Origin of the sequence: Streptomyces sp. NBC_00435 (assembly GCF_036014235.1) — a bacterium.
In the GTDB taxonomy this organism is placed as follows: domain Bacteria; phylum Actinomycetota; class Actinomycetes; order Streptomycetales; family Streptomycetaceae; genus Streptomyces.
On record NZ_CP107924.1, the window covers coordinates 6,995,570 to 7,015,892 of the forward strand.

Annotated in this window: 19 protein-coding genes; 9 read left to right on the plus strand and 10 right to left on the minus strand. The window is 74.1% G+C overall.

Annotated features, from left to right (window positions below; all coding sequences use genetic code 11):
- The first annotated feature begins 61 nt into the window (after positions 1-61).
- On the plus strand, positions 62-445 hold the full coding sequence (locus tag OG389_RS31590; RefSeq protein ID WP_328301994.1) for a hypothetical protein: 384 nt from the start codon (positions 62-64) through the stop codon (positions 443-445).
- 19 nt (positions 446-464) lie between these two features.
- Here OG389_RS31590 and OG389_RS31595 read toward each other — a convergent pair whose 3' ends face one another.
- On the minus strand, positions 465-1,388 hold the full coding sequence (locus OG389_RS31595; RefSeq protein ID WP_328301996.1) for an SDR family oxidoreductase: 924 nt from the start codon (positions 1,386-1,388) through the stop codon (positions 465-467).
- Positions 1,389-1,624: 236 nt separating this feature from the next.
- On the opposite strand from OG389_RS31595, the gene OG389_RS31600 reads away from it, so the two are divergent.
- Positions 1,625-2,860: a cytochrome P450 family protein gene (locus OG389_RS31600; protein ID WP_443059481.1), complete on the plus strand. Its 1,236-nt coding sequence runs from the start codon at positions 1,625-1,627 to the stop codon at positions 2,858-2,860.
- A 75-nt stretch (positions 2,861-2,935) separates the two neighbouring features.
- Here the strand turns inward: OG389_RS31600 and OG389_RS31605 are convergent, their stop codons facing one another.
- Positions 2,936-3,607, minus strand: coding sequence for a response regulator transcription factor (locus OG389_RS31605; protein ID WP_328301998.1), 672 nt, complete (start codon positions 3,605-3,607; stop codon positions 2,936-2,938).
- Positions 3,604-4,083 carry a sensor histidine kinase gene (locus OG389_RS31610; protein ID WP_328302000.1) on the minus strand — a complete coding sequence of 160 codons (480 nt, stop codon included), beginning with the start codon at positions 4,081-4,083 and terminating at the stop codon, positions 3,604-3,606. The genes OG389_RS31605 and OG389_RS31610 overlap by 4 nt, the downstream gene beginning before the upstream one ends.
- A 223-nt stretch (positions 4,084-4,306) precedes the next feature.
- Between OG389_RS31610 and OG389_RS31615 the strand changes: the two genes are divergently transcribed.
- Positions 4,307-4,552: a hypothetical protein gene (locus OG389_RS31615; RefSeq protein ID WP_328302002.1), complete on the plus strand. Its 246-nt coding sequence runs from the start codon at positions 4,307-4,309 to the stop codon at positions 4,550-4,552.
- 47 nt (positions 4,553-4,599) lie between these two features.
- On the opposite strand, the gene OG389_RS31620 is transcribed toward OG389_RS31615, so the two are convergent.
- Positions 4,600-5,670, minus strand: coding sequence for an alpha/beta hydrolase (locus OG389_RS31620; protein WP_328302004.1), 1,071 nt, complete (start codon positions 5,668-5,670; stop codon positions 4,600-4,602).
- A gap of 338 nt (positions 5,671-6,008) precedes the next feature.
- Between OG389_RS31620 and OG389_RS31625 the strand changes: the two genes are divergently transcribed.
- Both OG389_RS31625 and OG389_RS31630 read left to right on the plus strand, forming a co-directional pair.
- The gene (locus OG389_RS31625; RefSeq protein WP_328302006.1) at positions 6,009-6,791 is read left to right on the plus strand and encodes a hypothetical protein; all 783 of its coding nucleotides are present in this window, start codon (positions 6,009-6,011) and stop codon (positions 6,789-6,791) included.
- A 92-nt stretch (positions 6,792-6,883) separates the two neighbouring features.
- Positions 6,884-7,861: a metallophosphoesterase family protein gene (locus OG389_RS31630; RefSeq protein ID WP_328302009.1), complete on the plus strand. Its 978-nt coding sequence runs from the start codon at positions 6,884-6,886 to the stop codon at positions 7,859-7,861.
- Positions 7,862-7,870: 9 nt separating this feature from the next.
- On the opposite strand, the gene OG389_RS31635 is transcribed toward OG389_RS31630, so the two are convergent.
- From OG389_RS31635 to OG389_RS31650, 4 genes are all read right to left on the minus strand, one after another.
- Positions 7,871-9,460 (minus strand): molybdopterin-dependent oxidoreductase, encoded by a 1,590-nt coding sequence (locus tag OG389_RS31635; RefSeq protein ID WP_328302011.1) that lies wholly within the window; start codon positions 9,458-9,460, stop codon positions 7,871-7,873.
- Positions 9,461-9,535: 75 nt separating this feature from the next.
- Entirely contained in the window at positions 9,536-9,808 is a 273-nt protein-coding gene (locus OG389_RS31640) for a hypothetical protein (protein ID WP_328302013.1), read from the minus strand.
- Between the two features lie 262 nt (positions 9,809-10,070).
- Entirely contained in the window at positions 10,071-12,389 is a 2,319-nt protein-coding gene (locus tag OG389_RS31645) for an alpha-N-acetylglucosaminidase (RefSeq protein WP_328302015.1), read from the minus strand.
- Between the two features lie 68 nt (positions 12,390-12,457).
- Positions 12,458-14,173, minus strand: a complete 1,716-nt coding sequence (locus tag OG389_RS31650) for a ricin-type beta-trefoil lectin domain protein (protein ID WP_328302017.1) — start codon at positions 14,171-14,173, stop codon at positions 12,458-12,460.
- A 204-nt stretch (positions 14,174-14,377) separates the two neighbouring features.
- Here OG389_RS31650 and OG389_RS31655 point away from each other — a divergent pair, with 204 nt between their 5' ends.
- The 3 genes from OG389_RS31655 to OG389_RS31665 all read left to right on the plus strand — a co-directional run bounded on the left by OG389_RS31655 (position 14,378) and on the right by OG389_RS31665 (position 17,374).
- Complete coding sequence (locus OG389_RS31655) at positions 14,378-15,022, plus strand: TetR/AcrR family transcriptional regulator C-terminal domain-containing protein (RefSeq protein WP_328302019.1); 645 nt, start codon at positions 14,378-14,380, stop codon at positions 15,020-15,022.
- A gap of 34 nt (positions 15,023-15,056) precedes the next feature.
- Positions 15,057-15,992: a serine/threonine dehydratase gene (locus tag OG389_RS31660; RefSeq protein WP_328302021.1), complete on the plus strand. Its 936-nt coding sequence runs from the start codon at positions 15,057-15,059 to the stop codon at positions 15,990-15,992.
- A 74-nt stretch (positions 15,993-16,066) separates the two neighbouring features.
- A complete protein-coding gene (locus tag OG389_RS31665; protein WP_328302023.1) occupies positions 16,067-17,374 on the plus strand; it encodes a penicillin-binding transpeptidase domain-containing protein in 1,308 nt (435 codons plus the stop codon).
- A gap of 6 nt (positions 17,375-17,380) precedes the next feature.
- Here OG389_RS31665 and OG389_RS31670 read toward each other — a convergent pair whose 3' ends face one another.
- Positions 17,381-17,830, minus strand: coding sequence for a universal stress protein (locus OG389_RS31670; protein ID WP_328302024.1), 450 nt, complete (start codon positions 17,828-17,830; stop codon positions 17,381-17,383).
- A 183-nt stretch (positions 17,831-18,013) separates the two neighbouring features.
- Here OG389_RS31670 and OG389_RS31675 point away from each other — a divergent pair, with 183 nt between their 5' ends.
- Positions 18,014-18,370 (plus strand): hypothetical protein, encoded by a 357-nt coding sequence (locus tag OG389_RS31675; protein ID WP_328302026.1) that lies wholly within the window; start codon positions 18,014-18,016, stop codon positions 18,368-18,370.
- A gap of 109 nt (positions 18,371-18,479) precedes the next feature.
- Here OG389_RS31675 and OG389_RS31680 read toward each other — a convergent pair whose 3' ends face one another.
- Positions 18,480-20,321, minus strand: a complete 1,842-nt coding sequence (locus OG389_RS31680) for a hypothetical protein (RefSeq protein ID WP_328302027.1) — start codon at positions 20,319-20,321, stop codon at positions 18,480-18,482.
- Positions 20,322-20,323 lie beyond the last annotated feature (2 nt).

Genomic DNA, 20,323 nt, shown 5'->3' on the forward strand with positions numbered 1-20,323 from the left:
GTCTGCCGAGAGGGCGGTACCGGGGGGTGGTACCGGCGGGCGATACCTGGGGGTGGTCCCGATGATGTTCGGATACTCGGACGAGTGGTGGGTGCTGCTGCTGTACCCGGCGGTGCTGTGGGTGCCGTTCGGGCCGTTCGTCATGGCCGGGCTGGGGGTGCGGTGCGCCCGCGCACCCGGCCCGAGGCCCCGGCTGTGGTCGTTGCTGGTCCCCCTGGTGCCGGTGCTGACCTCGGCGGCCGTCATGGCCCTCCCGCCGAGCCGGTGGGACCGGCCGGTACGGGTGGACGGCGCGGTCGTGCCGCCGGAGCAGCTGTACGACTTCCTCGGCTACCTGGCCGTGTACGTCGGGGGCGTCACCCTGCTGCCCTGGCTGCTCGGCTACGGCGGCACGCGCCTGCTGCGCTTCGTACGGGCCCGGCGGGATCCGGAGGGGACGGCCTGAGCGGTCCCGGGGAGGCCGCTCACCGGTAGCCGGTGGTGTCCGCCGGGCGGTCCGGGTCTTGGACCTCGACCATGTACCGCCAGGCGTCCGGGCGGCTGCCGTCCACGTCCGTGAAGCCGTAGACCCCGGCGAGCTGTCCGCTGGAGAGCGACTGCCCGTTCCAGCGCGGGAGCTCCGGGTCCGCGGCCAGCGCAGCGACCGCGCGGCCGACGTAGAAGGGGGTCTCCGAGATCCCGAAGTGCGGGATCCGCTCCAGTGCGTCGCGCCAATTCGCCTCCGTGACCCCGAAGGCGTCCAGCATCATCTCCGAGCGCAGCCAGCCCGGGGTCAGGGCCACCGCCGTCGCTCCGCGCGGCCCGACCTCGTGCCCGAGCGCGAACGCCATGCGCAGCACGGCAGACTTGGCGATGTCGTAGAAGAAGGAGACCCGGTAGCGGCTCGCGTTGTACTCCGCCGTGCCGTCCGTCATCTCCACCACCAGCCCGCCCGGCTCGCGCAGCAGCAGCGGGAGCGCGTGGTGGCTGGTGACGGCGTGGGTCTCCACCGCCAGCCGCAGCAGCCGCAGTCCGTTGTCCAGGTCGTGCTCCCAGACCGTGCTCTCCCACTCGAAGAGCCGCTCGCCGCCCCAGATGTCGTTCACCAGTACGTGGAGGCGGCCCTGTTCGGCATCGATCCGTCCGACCAGGGCGGCGACCTGGTCGGGCACCAGGTGGTCCGTGACCACCGCGATCCCGCGCCCGCCCGCCGCCGTGACCAGCTCGGCCGTCTCCTCGATCGTCTCCGGCCGGTCGTACTCGGAGCGCCGGTCCCGCGTGCTGCGCCCGCTGACGTACACGGTCGCTCCCTGCGCCCCCAGTTCGACCGCGATGCCCCTGCCCGCACCGCGGGTCGCCCCGGCCACCAGAGCGACCTTGCCCTCGAGGGTCCTGCGCACTTCCGTCATGACCGCGAGCCTACGACGCGCACGCGCGGCGGGCCCGGACGGCGCGGCCGTGTCCGGGTGACCCCGGCCCCGGGACGAGACGGGTGCGGGACGGACTTGAACAACCCGCCCTCCAGGCCGCACTGTTGGCCGAGTTCCGTCCATATTGTCAGGAGACCGGCTTGTCCATCGATCCCGCCCGCGCCGCCCACGCCTCCGCCCCGGCACCTGCCGCGGCACCCGCCCCCGCGTACGTCATCGACCCCGCGGGCGGCTGCCCGCACGCCCTCAACGCCCGGCTGCGCGCCCAGGGCGCCGTGGCCGACGTGGTGCTCCCCGGCGGGGTGCCCGGGGCGGTGGTCCTCGGGCACGAGGCGCTGAGGGAGTTCCTCGCCCACCCCGATGTGGCCAAGGACGCCCGGCACTTCCCGGCGCTGCACGACGGCACCATCGCCCCGGACTGGCCGCTGCGCGTCTTCGCCAACGCCCAGGGCATGCACACCGCCGACGACGCGGACCACCGGCGGCTGCGCTCCCTGGTGGGCAATGCCTTCACCGTCCGCCAGGTGGAGCGGCTGCGCCCCCGGATCGAGGAGCTGACAGCCGGTCTGCTGGACGACTTGGACCGTGCGGCGGCCCAGGCTCCGGACGGGGTCGCGGACCTGCGCACGCACTTCGCGCTCCCGCTCCCGATGGGTGTGATCTGCGAGCTGCTGGGCGTGGACCCCGAACACCGGGGGCGGCTGCACGAGCTGTCCAACACCGTGATCATCGCGACGGACACCACCCCCGCCGAGGTCATGGCGGCCGTGCGGGAGCTCGTCGAGCTGATGGCCACCATCGCCGCCACCCGCAGGGCCGCCCCGGGCGAGGACCTGACGAGTGCGCTGATAGCCGCCCGCGACGGAGACGGGGACCGGCTCAGCGAGGCCGAACTCATCGGCACCATGCGGCTGATGCTGGTCGCGGGACACGAGACCACCCTCAACCTGATCAGCAACGCCGTGCGCGCCCTGTGCACCCACCGCGACCAGCTCGCCCTGGTCCTGGAGGGGAAGGCCACCTGGTCGGACGTGGTCGACGAGACCCTGCGCTTCGACGGCCCGGTCAGCTGGTTCCCGTTCCGCTACCCGACCCGCGACCTGGCCATCGGCGCAACGGTGATCCCGCAGGGCACCCCGGTCCTCGCCGCGTACACGGCGGCCGGCCGCGACGAGGCCTTCCACGGGCCGGACGCCGACCGCTTCGACCTCACCCGCCCCACGGCGGCCCGCAACCTCTCCTTCGGACACGGCGCCCACTACTGCGTCGGCGCGCCGCTCGCCCGGCTGGAGGCCACCATCGCCCTGGAAGCCCTCTTCACCCGCTTCCCCGACCTGGACCTGGCCGTACCCGAGCCCGAACTCCCGCACCAGCGGAGCTTCATCGGCAACAGCGTGGAGTCACTGCCGGTCCGGCTGGTCCGGCAGGTACGGAGCGGGACGGCCGGGTAGGGCCCCCGAAGCCCGGCGGCCCCCGCAGCCCGGTCGGCCCCGCAGCCCGGCCGGGCCCGCGAGCCCCGGCCGGGCTCAGCGGGGTAGCGTGACGAGACCCGTCTCGTACGCGGTGATCACCAGCTGGACCCGGTCCCGGGCGCCCAGCTTGGTGAGCAGGCGCGACACGTGCGATTTCGCGGTGGCCACGGAGATGAAGAGCTCCCCGGCGATCTCGGAGTTCGACAGGCCGCGTCCGACCAGCGTCAGGACTTCCCGTTCGCGCTCGGTGATGCCCTCGATCGGCCTCGGGGAGCGGGCCGGGGCGGCTTCCGGGCGCCCGGCGAACTCCGCGATCAGGCGGCGCGTGACACCCGGAGCGATCAGCGCGTCGCCGGCGGCGACCACACGGACCGCCGCGAGGATGTCGTCGATCGCCATGTCCTTGACCATGAAGCCGCTCGCTCCGGCCCGCAGCGCGCCGTAGACGTGGTCGTCCTCGTCGAAGGTGGTCAGCACGAGGACGCGGGCGGTCGCCGGACCCGAGGTGATCAGCCGGGTGGCCTCGATCCCGTCCATGCCGGGCATCCTGATGTCCATCACCACCACGTCGGGGTCGATGTCCCCGGCCAGCCGCACCGCCTCGGCGCCGGTGGACGCCTCGCCGACGACCTCCAGGTCGGGGTGGTCGGCCATGATCACGCGCAGGCCGGACCGCACCAGTGGCTGGTCGTCGACGAGCAGGACGCGTACGGGACCGCCGGTCATCGTGCCTCCACCGGAACTCCGGCCGCAGCGGGCAGGGGCAGCCGGGCCGCGACCCGGAACCCGCCCCCGGGTCGTGGTCCGGCGCTGAGCCGGCCCTGCAGCAGGGCGACCCGCTCGCGCATGCCGACGATCCCGAAGCCGTGGGCCGGGCCGTCCTCGGTGGCGCCGCGCCCGTCGTCGACGATTTCCACGGATAGTTCCCCGTCCCCGTAGTCGATGGCCACCCGGCAGTGTCCGGTGCCCGCGTGGCGAACCACGTTGGTCAGCGCCTCCTGGACGATACGGTAGGCGGACAGCTCGATGTCGGCCGGCAGCGGGCGCCGTTGCCCGCCGAGGTGCACGTCCACGCGTACGCCGGCGTCCGCCGTCGCCGCCGCGAGCCGCTCGAGGTCCGCCAGGCCTGGAGAGGGCGTGAGCGGAGCCCGCCCCGAATCCGCTGTGCCCAGGCCGTCCAGGCCGGCCCGGCGCAGGGCCACCAGCGTGCGCCGAAGCCCCGACAGGGTCTCCCGGCTCGTGGTCGACCGCGCCCGTCACCGAGCCGCCCGCCCGCTTCGGCGACCTGCTGGCCTCCGAGTGGATCAAGACGCGGTCCCTGCGCTCCACCGGGCACGGGGCAGGCGTCCCCCTCACCCATCCCGGAGTGTTCCGCGCGCTGGTGGCCTCGGCTTCGGAGCCCTGATCAGGCACGGCGCCACCACCATGGTCACCAGCGCCTTCGTCCTGGTGATGCTGTCGCCGGTCTTCTCGCAGAGCGCACGCTGGTCCGCCGCCGTGAGCCACTCGATGCCGGCCACGGCGTGGAAGCGCCTGGTGCAGAGCTGGGAACCGGATCCCCACTCGCTCGCCTACGACGCCACCGTCCCCGGCTCCTGGACCGTGTACGTCCTCTGGCCGCTGATCGCGGTCGCCCTCGCGGTGGTCCTCGTACGGCGCCGCGACGTGTGAGACGGCCCACGGGTCTACGGGGTCTGCGGGGTCTGCGGGCCCCGGGCCTACCGGCCCACCGCCGGCGGGGAGATCTCCGTGCTCAGCCAGCCCAGCGCCTCGGGGTACATCCCGATCCAGGTCTGGAAGTTGTGTCCGCCCTGCGGCCTGACCAGGGTCTTGAGCCGGACCCCGGAGTCCTTGGCCGCCCCGGTGAAGGCCGTGAGCTGTTCCGGCGGGCTGTCCTTGTCCTGCGCGGACGTGGCGAGGAACAGTCCGATGTCCGCCTTCTTCGTGTGCTCGACCAGCCACATCGGGCTGTTGCGCTCCCGCAGCACCGGATCCTGGAGCACGTCCGGGTCGCCGGTCAGCGGATCCGGGTCCAGGGCCGCGCCCGCCCGGAACGCCTTCGGGTACTGGAGCGGCAGCTTGGCCGCGCAGAACGCCCCGGTCGAGATGCCCATCAGTCCCCAACCCCTGGGCTCGGGGAGCGTGCGGAAGTTCTTGGCGACCAGGTCGGGCACGTCCTGCGCGAGCCAGCTCGCCACCTTGCGCGCGGGAGTGTTGGTGCAGTCGGTGTTGACCCCTCCGGGGGCCACCTCGGGGATCACCAGGATGAACGGGTGCGCCGCGCCCAGTTGGACCAGCTGTTCCAGGGCGCCCGGCATGTTGCCGATGTCGATCCAGGAGCGCGGCGAGCCCGGGTAGCCGTGCAGCAGCATCAGCACGGGGAAGCGGGTCTTCTCCGCGCCCGGCGCGTCGTACTCCGGGGGAGTCCACACGATCACCTGGCCGGCGAGCTTCGAGTGGGAGCCCCGGAAGTACGTGCTGCGGGTGCCGTCGCCGCCCTGGGTGAACTTGGCCCGCCCCAGCGGCGGCCCGGTCATGGCGGAGTTGTCCTGCCCGGTGTCGGTGCCCAGCAGGTCGTCCCAGGAGGAGTAGAGGCCGTAGCTGCCGTTGATCCAGGTGGCCACCACGCAGATGGCGGTGAGCTGGCAGACCCCGATCATCACCAGCCGGGCCGGCCAGCGCACCCAGCCGGGGCCGGGGATCCGGTTCCACAGGAGCAGCGCGGCGAGCATCGCGAGTGCGGTGACCACGATCAGCGTGACGAGGAACGACGTACTGGTCAGCTCCACTGCGCCGGCTCCTGACGTGCGGACGAGGAAAGGAGAAATCCGGACAATACGTCAAATCTACGGTGCGTGCCGACCGGGGGAGGGGTGGTGTGCGCCGTGTCGGGGCCGGCTCTTGGCTCGAAAGCGTGAGCGAATGTGACCTTCGTTCGGGGCGGGTCGGACGGCATGCAGGTCAGGGCTTTGGTCCTGCGGTAGATTCACCGCCTGTTCATCGGCGCGCCTCCGGGTATTTCGCGCGCGCCGGTGTCGTATGCGGCATGATCGACGGGGATATGCGGAACACGCGGAAAATCACCAATCGCCGGATTCGCTCCGGAGCGCGGGCCAGGGTGTCGCCGATGGCGGCCGCGCGCGCGGGCTACCAGGTCAAGCTGCTGGTCGACCCCGACCGGGTGCTGGATCGCGACGGCCTGCCCACGGAGGCCGCGGCCGCGGCGCTGTCGCTCGGCGCCCCCGGGCGTGTCGAGGTCGCGCAGTACATGGACGACGCCGGGCTGAGCCTGGGCGGCCAGGGCTGGATCGTCCGCATCCGGCGCCACGACGACGAGAACCGCATCCGCCTCGCCTACAAGGCCCGTTTCGACATCGACGGCGACGGTGCGGACCCGGTCGCGGTGCGCCGCGTGATGGACCGGGCGAGCGGCCACAACTTCGGTGTCGGCGACCACAATTACTCGGTGCAGGTCAACCTCAGCCACACCCGCGCCACGCTCGACTTCACCAACAAGAAGTGCCGGCCGGTACCGGGCCTGGCGCCCGGCGAACTCCCCGGGCTCGACGCCTCCCGCGCCCTCGTTCTGGACCGCCTGCCCGGGAAGCTCGCCAAGTGGGCTGCGAAACCTGCTGGTTGGGCGGAGTCGGTCACCGCTTCATCCCGTCTCCACGGCCCCGTAAGGCAGGCCAACTACCCTGGACGGATGCTCGATCACGCGATGGAGACACAAGTCAGCCGGATCCGGACCGCGTCCGGGGAGCTGGCCTGGTTCGCCGAGATCACGGCCAAGGGGCGCAGCCTGCGGGAGGCCGTGGAGCTGCGCTCCGACCTGATGGGCAAGCTCCGCGCCGAGGGCTGGCTGCTGGAGCGGGACGCCTTCAAGACCGACCTGGTCCTCGGCCGGTGACCACGCCCGGGACCGGCCCGATACCCGGTCCGACGTCCGGTCCGCCCTCCGGTGCGCAGTCCAGTCCGGCCTCCGGTCCGACGCCTGCTCCGGTGCGCGTGGCCCACCTGGCCGACCTGCACATAGGGTCCGCGCTGCGCGGGCTCGCGGACTACCCCGGGGCTCCCGCGGTCGACCCGTACGAGGCCCCGTACGAGGCCCTGCGCGCGGCCGTGCACCGCATCGTCGGGGGCGGCTACCACGGGGTGCTCGTCGCCGGGGACGTCTTCGACCGCCGCCACGCCGACGCCCGCGCGCTGGCCGCCTGCCAGGACGCGCTCGGCGCCTTCCACGAGGCGGGCCTGCGCACGGTGGTGGTCTCGGGCAACCACGATGCGGAGACCCCGCTGCCGCCCAAGCTGCAGCTCCCGCCGTCGGTGCGCTGGCTGGGCGCCGACGCCCCCGAGTCGGTGCTCTGGCCCGACCTCGGCGTCACCGTCCACGGACAGTCGGTGGCGGAGCCCGATGAACGCCGCGACCTCGCCGCCGGATACCCCGGCCGGGTCCCCGGCACCGTGAACATAGGGCTCCTGCACACCAGCCTGCACGGCGCGTGGAGCCGCCGGATCTGTGCCCCGACCGATCCCCGGACGCTGGCCCGCGCCGGATACGACTACTGGGCGCTCGGCCACGTCCACCACCGGCTCGTCCCCGGCGCCGGCGCGTTCGCGGTGTACCCGGGCAACACCCACGCCCGCGGCCCCGGCGAGCCGGGCGGGCGCGGTTTCACCGAGCTGCTGATCGAGGGCTCCGGCCCCGGCGGTGACGGCCGCCGGATCGGGATCCGGCAGGTGGACACCGCCCCGGTGCGCTACGAGACGCTGCACCTCCCGCGGCAGGCGAGCGCCGAGGCCGAGCTGCGGGACCGGTTCGCCGCCGTCGCGGAGCCGCCCGGGGGCGGCGCCGTCATCTGGACGCTCAGCTCCGCCACCCCTCCCGGCCTCCTCCGCACGGCCCGCGCCCTGGCCGGCCCGGCCGCGATGGTCTGCCCCGCCCAAGCCGTGGCCTCCGGCTCCCGCGGGGGTTCCTGACCCGTCGGGTCAGCTCCGGACCCGCACCGGTACGGAGTGCCACCCGGTGGCCCCGTCGGGGAGGGTGCCGGCGCGTTCCCCCGTCTGCACGGCGTCCGTACGGTCCGTGGCGCGGACCTCCAGGACGTGCCGGCCGGGAGCCGCCTCCCAGGGCCACACCCACTGGCGCCAGGTGTCGTCCCCGTCGGCGTCCCCGAGCCGGGCCTCCCGCCAGGGGCCCGCGTCCACCCGCACCTCGACCCGCGCGATGCCCCGGTGCTGCGCCCAGGCCACTCCGGCGACGGCCACCGGGCCCGCCGCGAGTTCGGCGGAGGCACGCGGGGTGTCGATGCGGGACTGGGTCTTGACCGGAGCCCGCTGGGCCCAGGACCGGCGGACCCAGTAGGCGTCGTACGCGTCGAAGGTGGTCAGGCGCAGCTCGCGCAGCCATTTGCACGCGGAGACGTACCCGTAGAGGCCCGGCACGACCATCCGGACGGGGAAACCGTGCTCGAAGGGCAGCGGCCCGCCGTTCATCCCGACGGCCAGCAGTGCCTCGCGGCCGTCCATCACGGCCTCCACAGGGGTGCCGAGCGTCATCCCGTCCACCGAACGCGCCACCAGCTGGTCGGCGGGTCCGCCCCGCGACGGCGGCCGGACCCCCGCCTCGCGGAGCAGGTCGCCGAGGCGGACGCCGAGCCAGCGCGCGTTGCCCGCGTAGGGGCCGCCGACCTCGTTGGACACGCACGTGAGGGTGATGTCGTGCTCGACCAGGGGGCGGGAGAGCAGCTCGCGCAGATCCAGGGTGAGGGGCCTGGCGACTCCGTCGCCGTGGATGTCCAGCCGCCAGGTGTCCGCGTCCACGCGCGGGACGACCAGGGCGGTGTCCACCCGGTAGAAGTCCCGGTCCGGGGTGAGGAAGCGGGCGGTCCCGGGGATCCGCAGGTCCGCCCCGGCCGGTACCGGCGGGGCCGGTACGGCGGGTTCCGGCAGGACGAGGCCGGCCCGCGAGGCCGTGGCTCCCGCGGAGCCGAAGGCGCCGAGCCGCCGCCCGGCGTACGCAACCCCGGCCGAGACCACCAGGGTGGCGAGGGCGAGGCGGCCGAAGCCGCGCCGGTCCAGGACCGCGGACCGGCCGGGGGCGCCGGACCCGCCGGGCAGCGGATGGGACCCGGGTCGGTTCAAGGCTGTGACCAGCAGGTACAGCACCCCGGCAGCCGCGAGCCCGCCAGCCGGCGAGGGCAGCGCGTCCTTCCAGGACGCCTCCGGGCGGCTGAGCGCGGCCGCCGCGCCGAGCGCCCCGAAGGCGGCCGCGAGCGCGGTGCCCGCGCGCGGGTGCCGTACGGCGAGCAGCCCCGCCGCGATCGCGACGGCGGACAGTACGGCGCCGATGCCGAGGGCCAGGACCAGCTTGTCGTCCGTCCCGAACTGCCGGACCGCCCATTCCTTGAGGGCGGCCGGGGTACGGTCGACCACGGCTCCGCCCACCGCGGCGAGCGGGGCGGCCTCGGGCCGGACGGCCACCGCGACGAGCTGCGCCAGGGCCAGTCCGGCGAACGCGGCCAGCAGCCCTCCGAGCGCGCCGAGCGCGTACCGCTTCGAGGTTCCCGCACGCGTCATCCGGAGTCACCGTCCGCCCGGTCCGGTGGAACTGGTACCCCCGGCTTCCAGCGTGCGCCCGAACACCCGGTCCGGTCACGTGCGGGGGTGGTCGGACCCGCTCTCGCCGTCCGGGGGGAGCGCCGCCCGTTGGATGCCGGTCCCCCCGCGCTTGCGTAGTTCCACGATCCCGTCGGTCAGCCGTTCCCGCAGGTCGGAGCGGAGATCAGGATCCTGCACCTGGTCCCCGGACCGCGTTAACCGGTCGGCGCCGGGGTCGGTGGCACGGGCGGCTCCGGTGGCTCCGCCGGTGAGGAAGGCCAGCAGCTCCAGGGTCGGGGAGAGCAGGTGCGGGTCGGTCTCGGACACGGCGGGAGTCCTTCCGGCGGTGGTCGGCGGTGGTCGGTCGGTGGGTCGGCGGTGGCGTCGCCCGGCGGCGACGCAAGGGGCGGTCACCGGATCGTCCCGGTGACCGCCCCTGATCGATTTCCGTCAGATTCCGTCAGTGAACCCAGGGCCCCGCCCGCCCGGCGGGCAGTCGGCCCGCCAGTCCCCCGGGAGAGTGGGGAGATTCCCCCCGGAGGGTGAGCGGCCCGTCATCCGGGGATCTGCACCGCCCTTCTGGTGTAGGTCATTCGACCTCGGGCAGCGTGGCCGCGATCCCGGATGCCAGGGCGTACGGGTCCCCGGACGGCCGGTCCGGGTGGCGGGTGGTGAGCCGGGCCCAGTCGTCCTCGAAGGCGTGCCAGTCGATGGCCTCCGGCGCCGCCCGCCGTACCAGCGCCTCCTCCAGCGAGGTGAAGTAGGCGGACCAGCGTCGCGCGTACAACTCGCTGATCAGGCCGCTCCATTCGCGGTTCGCGTAGTCGTGCAGGAAGCCACCCTCGCTGGTGCTCCGGCGGCCCCACACACTGAGGATCGAGCGGGCGTCGTACTCGTACCGGTCGGCCTCGGCCGGGTCCGCGCCGTGCGCGCGGGCGGCCGACAGCCAGGACCCGAGCAGGAAGTTCGGATCCGAGCCGACGAGCGTGTCCAACTGCTCCTCCCGGTGGGCCCAGTCGCCGGTCAGCTCACGGAACAGGGTCAGGTCCCGGGCCTCGTAGGCCGCCTTGATCCGGGGCAGCAGCACCCGCGAGTGGTTGGCGAGGGCCTGCCGGGCGGTGTCCACCAGGTCGAAGCGGTAGGCGCTGGAACCGCGCAGGCGCGGATCCACCCTGAGCAGGTGGTCCAGTGCCCGGCGTACCGAACCGGCCGGATAGCGCATCGACTTGGGGCTCCAGTAGGCGGATCCCACGGCCGCCAGGCCCGGCCGGGCCGCGAAGAGGCTGTCCTGGGACTCCGACCAGAGCCCCGAGGAAGTGCTGTACGGCCCCATGCGCAGCTCCTCCCACGCGGCGGAGGCCGCGGCGTCGGGGGCGCCGTACCGGCGGGCCGCGAACTCCGCGAACCACTGGCGCTGGTCGATCGGGCCCGGCTCCCACGCCAGGTCGGTGAAGAGGTCGAAGGCCGCCGGGTTGGTGCCGGTGGCCTCCGGCAGGTAGGCGATGCCGGTCAGCGCGCTGCCGGGCTTCGTGCGCCAGTCCTGCAGCCGTTCGATCCACACCGAGGTGTTGGCGCCGATCGTCGTGTGCCCGCCGAAGTTGTAGATCGAGCCGATGGCGTAGGGGGCGCCGCCCCAGCGGGTCTCGCGGTCCAGCCTGTTGTACCGGTCCGAGAGCCCGTCCAGGATCAGCAGCTTCGAGGTGTCCACTCCGGAGAGGAGTTCCTTGGTCGGGTCGTCCTGCCAGCCCAGTACCGCCCACAGCGCGCCCGGGTGGGCCGCCCACAGCGCCTGCTGCACCGCCCTGGCAGCCGCCTTCACATCGACCGAGCCGGTCTGCCCGCCCTCGTGCAGCGGGCTCATCCGGTACATCGTGCTGTCCCCGAACACCGCCCGTTGCTCGGCGTAGTAGGCGGCGGCCAGCCTCCCGAAGACCGGTGAGACCGGGTCCAGCCAGTCCGGCCGGTCGAAGCCCGCCCAGTCGCCCTGGGGCACGGTCTCCGCGCCCGGGTTGCGCTCGGCGAAGGCGGGCGGCACGGTACCGAAGTAGCCCGGCAGGACCGGGGTCATCCCGAGACCGCGCAGCTGGTCGGCGATCCTTCCCCCCAACTCGGCTCTTGTGCGCATCAGTTGCTCGGAGACGGGGCCACCGAAGCCGCTCAGGTTCTGCAGCAGCCACCAGCTCTGGTGACCGGGACCCGGGATCCACTCCCGCAGTTCCTCGGCGGTGGAGCCGAACCGCTGGAGTGCCCGGTAGTACGGGTACTCCGCGCCGACCTGCACGAACACCTCGTTGATGCCGTGCAGGGCGAGCAGGTCGATCTGTCGCTGGTGCTGCTCGAAGGTGCGGTACGGGCCCGCGTAGCCGTCGTCGGTGTCGTTCAGCGCGTACCGGTGCGTCACCTGCGCGCTCCGGGTGACCGGGGCGCCCACCGCCGGCAGTACGGCGGGCAGCAGGCCGATGCTGTCGCCGGGCCAGCCGATGTCGGCCCCCGCCACGTGCTGGAGGTACCAGCCGACCCCGGTGAGCAGGGTGGCGCCGCTGGAACCCCGGACGGTGATCGCGCCGGCCGTGCCGGAGACGGTGAAGGCGTCGGCCCCGGCCGGGGCTTCGGGCACCAGCGTGAACTGCCGCGCGTGCCGCGGCAGCAGCCGCTCCAGGGAGGCCCGCGCGGGAGCGGCGTCGAAGGTCCGCGGCCGGGGTGCGGAGGCGTCCGCTGCGTGGGCTCGTGCGGGGGCCTGGGCCTGGGCCTGGACCGGGGGCTGGGCGGGGGACTCGGTCCCCCGTGCCGCCGCCCCCGGTGCGGTCCCGGCGACCGCCAGGGTGAGCAGGGCCGCGGGCAGTGCGGCCAACGTGATCCGGCGGCGCACCCGCCGGTCCCGCCGGCGTCGTGGGGTCGGGACCGGCATGCGCGTCGTCCTCGTCTCGGTCGGCTCTGGTGGGTGGTTGCTCATCCGCTTCCACATGGGTGCGGGCCTCAGACCGGCAGCGCCCACGCCTGGTCGACCTGGTGGTCGCCGCAGGGGGCCAGCCGCAGTCGCTCGGCGGGGGTGCCAGGCTCGACGGGGGCGGCCGCGGGGGCGGGCGCCGTCAGGCACAGGCCGCTCGCGTCCTCGACCAGTGCTCCGTCCCGGCGGGGCGTCCAGCTCTGTCCCGGCTCCCGGCGCCGCTGGCCGGAGGAGCAGTCGGCCAGTTCCACGAGCTCATCCGAGCCCACCGACAGGCATTCGCCGGCCAGCCGCAGGCTGCCGTCCCGGCCCAGTGTCCACCGCTGGTCCGGCGCGCCCGTGCAGGTACCCATGACGACGGCGCCGACACCGGTGGTGCTCGCCCCGTCGGCGCACGCGGCGCCCGTGCCGGTGCCCCGCCCGGTGATCTGCCCGGTGGGCACGGCGGGCGCGCACCCGGCGCGCGGGGTGAGTCGCCAGACGCCCGTGTCGTGCGCGGCCAGCGTCCCGGTCAGCGCGTCGGACACCTCGTGGAGCTGCCCCTGCCAGAGCTCCTTCGCGCCGACGGTGCAGGAGGCCAGCCCGATCTCGTCGAGCGGTACGCGGATGTCGCGGGCGGCGCCGGACCGGTTGAGGACGGCGACGGCGCGGTCCCCGTTCGCGAGCGGCCGTACGAGGATGTCGAAGGTGGCGTTGGAGGAGACCACCGCGCCCTGCAGGCCCGCCGGATCCTGGTCCAGCGCGATCAGGTCGCTGTTGCCGAGGGCGGCGAGCCCGGCCGTGCTGAGCTCGGAGACCTGGGAGGAGAGGATGAACGGCGCGGCCATCATGGCCCACAGGCCGACCTGGCTGCGGCTCTCCGCCGCGGTGAGCCCGGGGGCGCCCGCGATGAGGAAATCGGGGTCGTTCCAGTTGCCGGGGCCCGCGTACCTGCCGAGCCAGCGGTTGTAGCCGTAGTTGCCCATGACCGAGCTCCAGCGCGAGGTGTCCGGCGCCGTCGGTTTGTAGACCTTGATGTCCCGGCCCTCGCGCCACAGCTGGCCGGTCTCGCCGACCCAGTCGATCACCTTGTGCCAGTCGGAACCGCCCCACTCGCCCTGCTGGAAGTAGGCGGGCGCGGAAGCGGACAGCACCATGTCCCGGCCGCTCTCGCGCAGCGCCCTGGCGACCGAGTTGTAGGCGTCCCGGTAGGCCTGCTCCTTGGTCCGGCCTTCGGGGACCCAGAGGTTGCAGCCGTCCATCTTGACGTAGTCCACCTCCCAGGAGGCGAACTGCCGGGCGTCGCGGGCGTAGTGGTCGGGGCCGCCGCCGTCGGGGGAACCGCTGCCGGGATAGCGCTCGCAGGTGAGGTGGCCGGCGTCCTCGTAGATGCCGAACTTGAGGTTCCTGGCATGCAGGTACTGGCCGAGCCAGGCCATGCCGTGCGGGAACTTCTCCGTGTCGACGACCAGGGCGCCGTCCGCGTCGCGGCTCTTCTCCATCCAGCAGTCGTCGACGGTGACCGTGTCGTAGCCCTTGGCGGCCAGGCCCGTGGACACGAGCGCGTCCGCGTTCGCCACGACCTTGGCCTCGTCGATGTCGCACATGTAGTGCGCCCAGTTGTTCCAGCCCATGGGCGGGGTGAGCGCGAGCGGGGTGTCCGACGTCGCGGTGGGCTCGGCCGTCGCCGGGGCGGGGCAGAGCGCGAGGGCGAGCAGGGCGGCCGCGGTCAGACAGGGGAGCGACGCACGCAGGCGAGGCGGCACGGAGTCTCCTAGACGAGGGGGCTGTCGAGCGCTCAGTGCAGCGGTGTGACTACCCTCTGTCAACATAAGTCGAGGGTTATTCCCCAATGACCAGCAATATGGGCGCAGTCGATGTCACACGAAGGGGTTGGGGCGGGGTTCGGTACAGCGGATGTGACAGTGGCTGTGACGCTGGAAGTGACGCTGGCTGATACGGTGTATCTCATGCCGAGGAGATCAGCCGCCCTGGACCGTGCGACGCCCGACGCGATCGCCGCCGCCGCCCTGCGGATCCTCGACGACCAAGGGCCCGGCGCGCTCAGCTTCCGGGCCCTCGCCGACCGGCTCGAGGTCTCGCACGCCACCGTCCAGCGCCGCTGCGCCGACCTCGCCGGCCTGCTCGACCTCTGTACCGAGCACCTCGCCGCCCAGCTGCCCGAGATCCCGGCGGGCACCGGCTGGGCCGAGGCCACCGAACAGCGGTTCACCGCCCTCTACCGGCTCCTCGCGGCCCATCCCGGGCTGCTGATCCTGCGCGGCGGGCGTCCCTGGCTCGGACGGCAGCTGCTGGCCCGGCTGGTGGAACCGGCACTCGCCGACAGCGTGGCCGCCGGGATGACCCCCGCCGTCGCGATGACCGTCTACCGGCGGATGTACCTGCTGACCCTGGGCAGCGCGGCCTTCGTCGACCACCGGGATCCGGCCGCCGCCACCGCCGCCTCGCGCGCGGCGCTGGCCGCCCTGGACCCCGCCGGGTTCCCGGTGCTCTCGGGCGCCCTGGCCGACGTACTGCCCGCCCTGACCGACCACGAGGTGTACTACGGCGCCCTGCGCCAGCTGATCGAGGCAGCCCGGCCCGCCGGAGCCTGACGGCGGGTCGGTTCGAACGACAGGGAGTGGGTTCATGGAACAGCAGCTCGACTACGCCGCCGTGCGCGCGGCCGCCGGCCGGATCGCCGGGGCGGTGCGGCCCGTCGCGGTGATACCGGCGGGCGGGGGGATCTCGTACGCGCTGGAGTACCTCCAGCACACCGGCTCCTTCAAGGCCCGCGGCGCCCGCAACTTCCTCGCCGCGCACCGTGCCGCCGGCAGCCTTCCGGACGCGGGGGTCACCATCGCCTCCGGCGGCAACGCCGGCCTCGCCTGCGCCTGGGCGGCCCGCGCCGAATCGGTACCCGCCACCGTGTTCCTGCCGGTCGGAGCCCCGCGCGTGAAGGTGGAACGGCTGCGCGGCTACGGGGCCGACGTACGTCTCGTCGGCGACCGGTACGCCGAAGCCCTCGCCGCCTGCCGGGAGTTCGCCGCCGGGAGCGGGGCGCTGAGCAGCCACGCCTACGACCACCCGATGATCGCGGCGGGCGCCGGGACCCTGCTCGACGAGATCCGCGCCGCCCTGCCCGGCCTGGACGCGGTCGTCGTCGCGGTGGGCGGCGGCGGGCTGTTCGCCGGGATCGCCACCGCCGCCCGGGAACACGGCGTACGGGTGGTCGCGGCCGAGCCGGAGAACTGCCGCGCCCTGAACGCGGCCCTCGAAGCGGGCCGGCCCGTGGACGTCCCCGTGGACTCGGTGGCCTCCGACTCGCTCGGAGCGACCCGGGTCTCCGCGGACGCGCTGGCCGCCGTACGGGCGGAGAACGCCGTATCGGTCCTGGTCCCGGACGCGGCGATCACCGCGGCCCGGCGCGCGCTCTGGGAGGAGCACCGCATCGTGGTCGAAGCGGGCGCCGCCACCGCCCTCGCGGCCGTGCGCACCGCGCCCGGGCCGCTGGGCGACCGGGTCGCCGTAGTGCTGTGCGGAGCGAACACGGACCCGTCGGACCTGGGCCGCGCACCGTCCTGAAGTACCCCGCTCCGAAGGCCGGGCCGCCCTTCGCGCGACGACGGGAGTCCGACGACAGGCCCTAGGATGACCGCATGCTCCCGCCACTGCGCCGCCAGGCCCTCGTACTCGCCGCGCTGGTACCGCTGTTGGCCGTCTGCGCGGCCGGATGCTCCGGTGGCGCGCGGGACGCGGCGGGGTCCCGGTCCGGCGCCCCGGGTGCCACTGGGACGGCTCAGGACGCGAAGCCGCCCACCCCCAAGCCGGCCGGAAGCCCCGGGGACATCCTCGTGGCGGGGCGTCCGGTCACGGGCTGGCAGGCCTCGGGAAACCCCAAGGCCCCGTTCAGGCGCATCTACACCGACGGGGAGCTGTACGCACCGGTCACCGGCTACCGGTCGCTGGCCTTCGGTGCCGCCGGAGGGCTCGACGCCGTCCTGGCCGAGGACATCGACGCCGGCAGGGACGTGGCGACGACCATCGACCCCGCGGTACAGCGTGCCGCCTTCGACGCGCTGCGGGGCCGGCAGGGTGCCGCGGTCGCCCTCGACGCGGAGACCGGCGCCGTCCTCGGCATGGTGAGTGCCCCGTCGTTCGACCCTGGCTCCTTCAGCGGGTACGCGCAGGCCGACGAGAAGGCGTGGAAGGCGCTGCAGGCCCAGGGTTTCGACGGTCCGTTGAAGAACCGGGCGCTGCGCGACGCCGAGAACCCGGGGGCGGCCGTCCACGTCCTCGTCGCGGCCGCCGCCCTGGAGAACGGCCTCCTCCCGTCCGTGGACGCCCCGACCCGCGGCGCGGCCGTGTACCTCGCGCCGAACAGCACGACGGAGTTCTCGGGCGATCCGGCCCACTGCGCCGATGCCAGCCTGCGGGTGGCCCTGCGGTACTCCTGCGCGAACGTCTTCGCCCGCATCGCCTCCGAGCTCGGCGCCGGCGCGCTGGCATCGACGGCGACGGCCTTCGGATTCGGCGATGACACGATGGACACCCCCGTGCGTGCCTTCGCGAGCACCTGGCCGCGCGAGCCCGGGAATCCGACCCAGCTCGCCCTCATGGCCAACGGCCTCTCGGAGGTCAAGGCCACCCCGGTCCAGCTGGCCGTGGTGACGGCCGTGCTCGCCAACGGGGGCAACCGGGTCCATCCCCGCACGGTCGCCGGTCCGAGGACACCGGTGCCCGCCGAGCGCGCCGTCTCCCGGCGCACGGCGGACCAGCTGCAGTCGGCGCTCGGAGCCCGGACCGGCGCATGGGTTCCCTCGGCCTCGGTCTCCTGGGCCCTGTCGTCCACCCGCTCCCCGTCCGGCCGCCCCCTGGCCGTCGTCGTCTGCCTCTCTTCCCCCACCGACAGCACCGCGCAGGCGGGCCCGATCGCGGAGCGGATCGCCGGGGCGGACAAACGGTAGCTCCCGTCAGGCGGAGCCGTCCTCGCGGACCACGACGACCGTACTGGCCGCGTACTGGACCACCTGCTGGCTCACCGAGCCCAGCAGCGCGCCCTTGACGCCGCCGTAGCCGCGGGTGCCGACGACGGTGAGGGCGGCCTCCTTCGAGGCGTCGACCAGCACCTGCGCGGGCGCGCCCTGCTCCACCCGGCGGAAGACCGGAACGCCCGGCGAGGTGCCGACCGCCTCCGCCACCGTGTCGGCCAGCTTCTGCCGGGCCGCTTCCTCGGCGGTGACCAGATCGCTCTGCTCGGAGGCGCTCACGCCGAAGGGGTTGGTGTTCCATTGCCAGCTCATGACGGCGTGCACCCGGCCGCCGATGGCCTTCGCCTGGGCGACTCCCCAGCGCAGGGCCTGCTTCGAGTGGTTCGAACCGTCCACGCCGACGACGATCAGGGGCTCGGTGTTCTGGGTCACGACGAATCCTCACGTTCATCCGAATGATCGTTCTCATCCTGTATACACGCCGGACCTGGCCTGACCTCGAACGACGATCGTCGCGCGGACCGAAGACTTTGGAGTACAGCGCGGCGGGCCCCCGCTTGCGAGAGTCAGGAGGGACGAACGGGAGCCGTTCGCCGGACGGACGAGGAGCGGGACGTGGCACGACGCAATGGATGTCTGATCGGCTGTCTGGTGGCCGGGGTCCTGGGGATCGGACTGCTCGTGGTGCTGCTCTTCGGGGTCGGCAAGCTGGTGGACGTGGCCGACAAGACCCTGGTCGACCCCAAGGTGTACGAGGCCGTCAAGGTCGGTGACTCCGAGTCCGAGGTCCGCGCGAAGCTGCCGTCGGGCGAGAGCTTCGTCAAATCGACCCTCAAGGACGGCGGCCCCGCCGAGCCCGCCGGCAGCCAGTGCGCCTGGTACCTGTCGAGCGCCGGCGACAGCGACACGGTGCTGCGCTTCTGCTTCAAGGACGGCAAGCTCGCGGAGAAGGCCGACTACCGCCTGAAGTAGGGCCTCCGGCCCCTGCCCGCCCGGGACGCCGATCCGGCACAGGGCGCGGTACGGGCCCGCCACCCTGACCGAACTCGCGGCGGGAACCCGGCTCCTGGTCAGGGGTCTACTACGGGGCGCACGCGCGGCGCACGTCCGCGATCAGGGGCACGAGCCTGCCGGCCGTACGGGCCGGGAGACGCGCGGCCTCGGAGGCCATCCCGTCGAGTACGGCCGCCCGCTGGTCCGCGTCGCACAGCGAGAGGTGGAACAGGAGGTGCCGGCAGGCGCGGGCCGTCGTACCGGGAGTGGCCGCCCGCCTGCGCATGGCGGTGAACGCGGCCCGGGCGAGCTCCCGCGGATCCGGCCGGGGGTCGACGCCGGTCTGGACGACCAGAGCCGCGAGGTTGAACGCCGTGAGGATCCGGACCTGTTCGATCACGGCGGGGTTGCCGGCGACCTCCGAGGAGCCCCTGGGGTCGCGGAACAGGACTCCGGGGGAGGGGTGCCCCGCGCGCACGGAGCACAGCCGGGCGAAGGCCTCCCTGTCGTCCGCGTCGGCCATGTCGCCCACGGCCGCGAAGTCGATGCCGTAGTAGCGCTCGTACGGCGTCCCGCGCAGCAGCCCGGCGGCCACCCGCGCGGCCGGCAGGACCTGCGCGTTCACGCGGCCGGAGTACGACTCCGTGAACGGCTCCACGGCGAACGACACGGTGACCCCGGCCGCCCGGGCCAGCTCGGTCAGTCCCAGGACGAGTGATCTGCCCGGGTCACTGAAGGAGCCGGTGCCGGGTCCGGCGCCGGTCCCGGACCCGGCGGACGGCGCCATCGCCAGGGCGGCCAGCCCGCGCAGGGCCGGGCCGAGCGGCCCGGGGCCGGGCGCGGGCGGTCCCGCCACGGCGCGGATCCAGGGAAGCTCGGCGAGCCCTGCGAAGTTCCACAGCAGGTGGTTGTACCGGGCGCCGCCCTGGTACAGCTTCGCCAGCAGGGTCCGCAGCGCGGCGTCGGTGACCCCCGGGTGGTACGCCCGGGCCAGCTCCTCCCCGACGGCCTGCGGCACGCGTACCCCGGACAGCCCGGCCTCCCATGCCGCCCGCGCCTCCTCGGCAGCCGCCAGGGCGACCGGCGCGCCGTCGGCGGGCAGCGCCGAGTCCGGACCGGCCTGGGCGAACGGGCCCCGCAGGAGGGCGCCTTGGCGGACCTGCTCCTGGCGCAGCAGGGTGTGCTCGGGGGAACCGGGGCGCCCGCGCCTGGCGACCGTCGAGTTGACGGCGTGCCGCAGCAACCCGGCCTGTCGAGCGCTCAGTTCGCGGCCCTCGACGGTCTCCTCCAGCGCCCGCCGCAGGATCGCCGGGTTCGACTTGGGATCGCGGTGGCGGCCGGTCAGGGGGTGGGCCGCCGCCAGGGCCCCGTACCGCTTCAGCAGCTCGGCGCCCTCCGCGCGCGCGGCGTGGGAGTCGTACGCGTACATGCCGTGAGCCAACGCGCGCAGCCAGTACGTGAGCAACTCGTCCTCGAAGGGCCGCCATACGGTCAGCGCCTCGCGCTGCGCCGCGACGGCGCGGTTCGGCCGCCGGCGCGCGAGCAGCCGGGCCGCCTCGCGGGCCGCGCCGGTGACCTCGGGGCCGTTCGCCTCGGGATCGGTGGCCCGGGGGCGCGGAGTGCAGGGCAGGTGGTCGGCGAACGGCTCCAGGAGTGCGGTCAGTTCGGCTGCGGCTTCCCGCTCCCCGGTCCGTGCGAGCCATGCCACGCACAGCAGCGCGGCCTCCTCGGGTGCGTGGATCTCGTAGCGTCCGCTCTCCAGGAGCGAGCCGAGCCCGGCGAGACCGGGTTCGCTGAGGCCGTACGCGAAGAGGGCGCGCCGGGTCTGCGGTAGGCCGGCCAGCCGGGCGGCCTCCCGCTCGTACGGCCGTATCCGCGCGTGCGCCGCGCCGGGGCGGGCCCAGTCGGGCCACGTGGTGTTCTCGTTCATCG

Bases quoted from the DNA above. Each gene is read 5' to 3' on its own strand.
- OG389_RS31590 (WP_328301994.1), top strand. From the start codon at position 62: ATGATGTTCGGATACTCGGACGAGTGGTGGGTGCTGCTGCTGTACCCG.
- OG389_RS31595 (WP_328301996.1), bottom strand. From the start codon at position 1,388: ATGACGGAAGTGCGCAGGACCCTCGAGGGCAAGGTCGCTCTGGTGGCC.
- OG389_RS31605 (WP_328301998.1), bottom strand. From the start codon at position 3,607: ATGACCGGCGGTCCCGTACGCGTCCTGCTCGTCGACGACCAGCCACTG.
- OG389_RS31615 (WP_328302002.1), top strand. From the start codon at position 4,307: ATGGTCACCAGCGCCTTCGTCCTGGTGATGCTGTCGCCGGTCTTCTCG.
- OG389_RS31625 (WP_328302006.1), top strand. From the start codon at position 6,009: ATGGCGGCCGCGCGCGCGGGCTACCAGGTCAAGCTGCTGGTCGACCCC.
- OG389_RS31635 (WP_328302011.1), bottom strand. From the start codon at position 9,460: ATGACGCGTGCGGGAACCTCGAAGCGGTACGCGCTCGGCGCGCTCGGA.
- OG389_RS31645 (WP_328302015.1), bottom strand. From the start codon at position 12,389: ATGCCGGTCCCGACCCCACGACGCCGGCGGGACCGGCGGGTGCGCCGC.
- OG389_RS31655 (WP_328302019.1), top strand. From the start codon at position 14,378: ATGCCGAGGAGATCAGCCGCCCTGGACCGTGCGACGCCCGACGCGATC.
- OG389_RS31660 (WP_328302021.1), top strand. From the start codon at position 15,057: ATGGAACAGCAGCTCGACTACGCCGCCGTGCGCGCGGCCGCCGGCCGG.
- OG389_RS31665 (WP_328302023.1), top strand. From the start codon at position 16,067: ATGCTCCCGCCACTGCGCCGCCAGGCCCTCGTACTCGCCGCGCTGGTA.
- OG389_RS31680 (WP_328302027.1), bottom strand. From the start codon at position 20,321: ATGAACGAGAACACCACGTGGCCCGACTGGGCCCGCCCCGGCGCGGCG.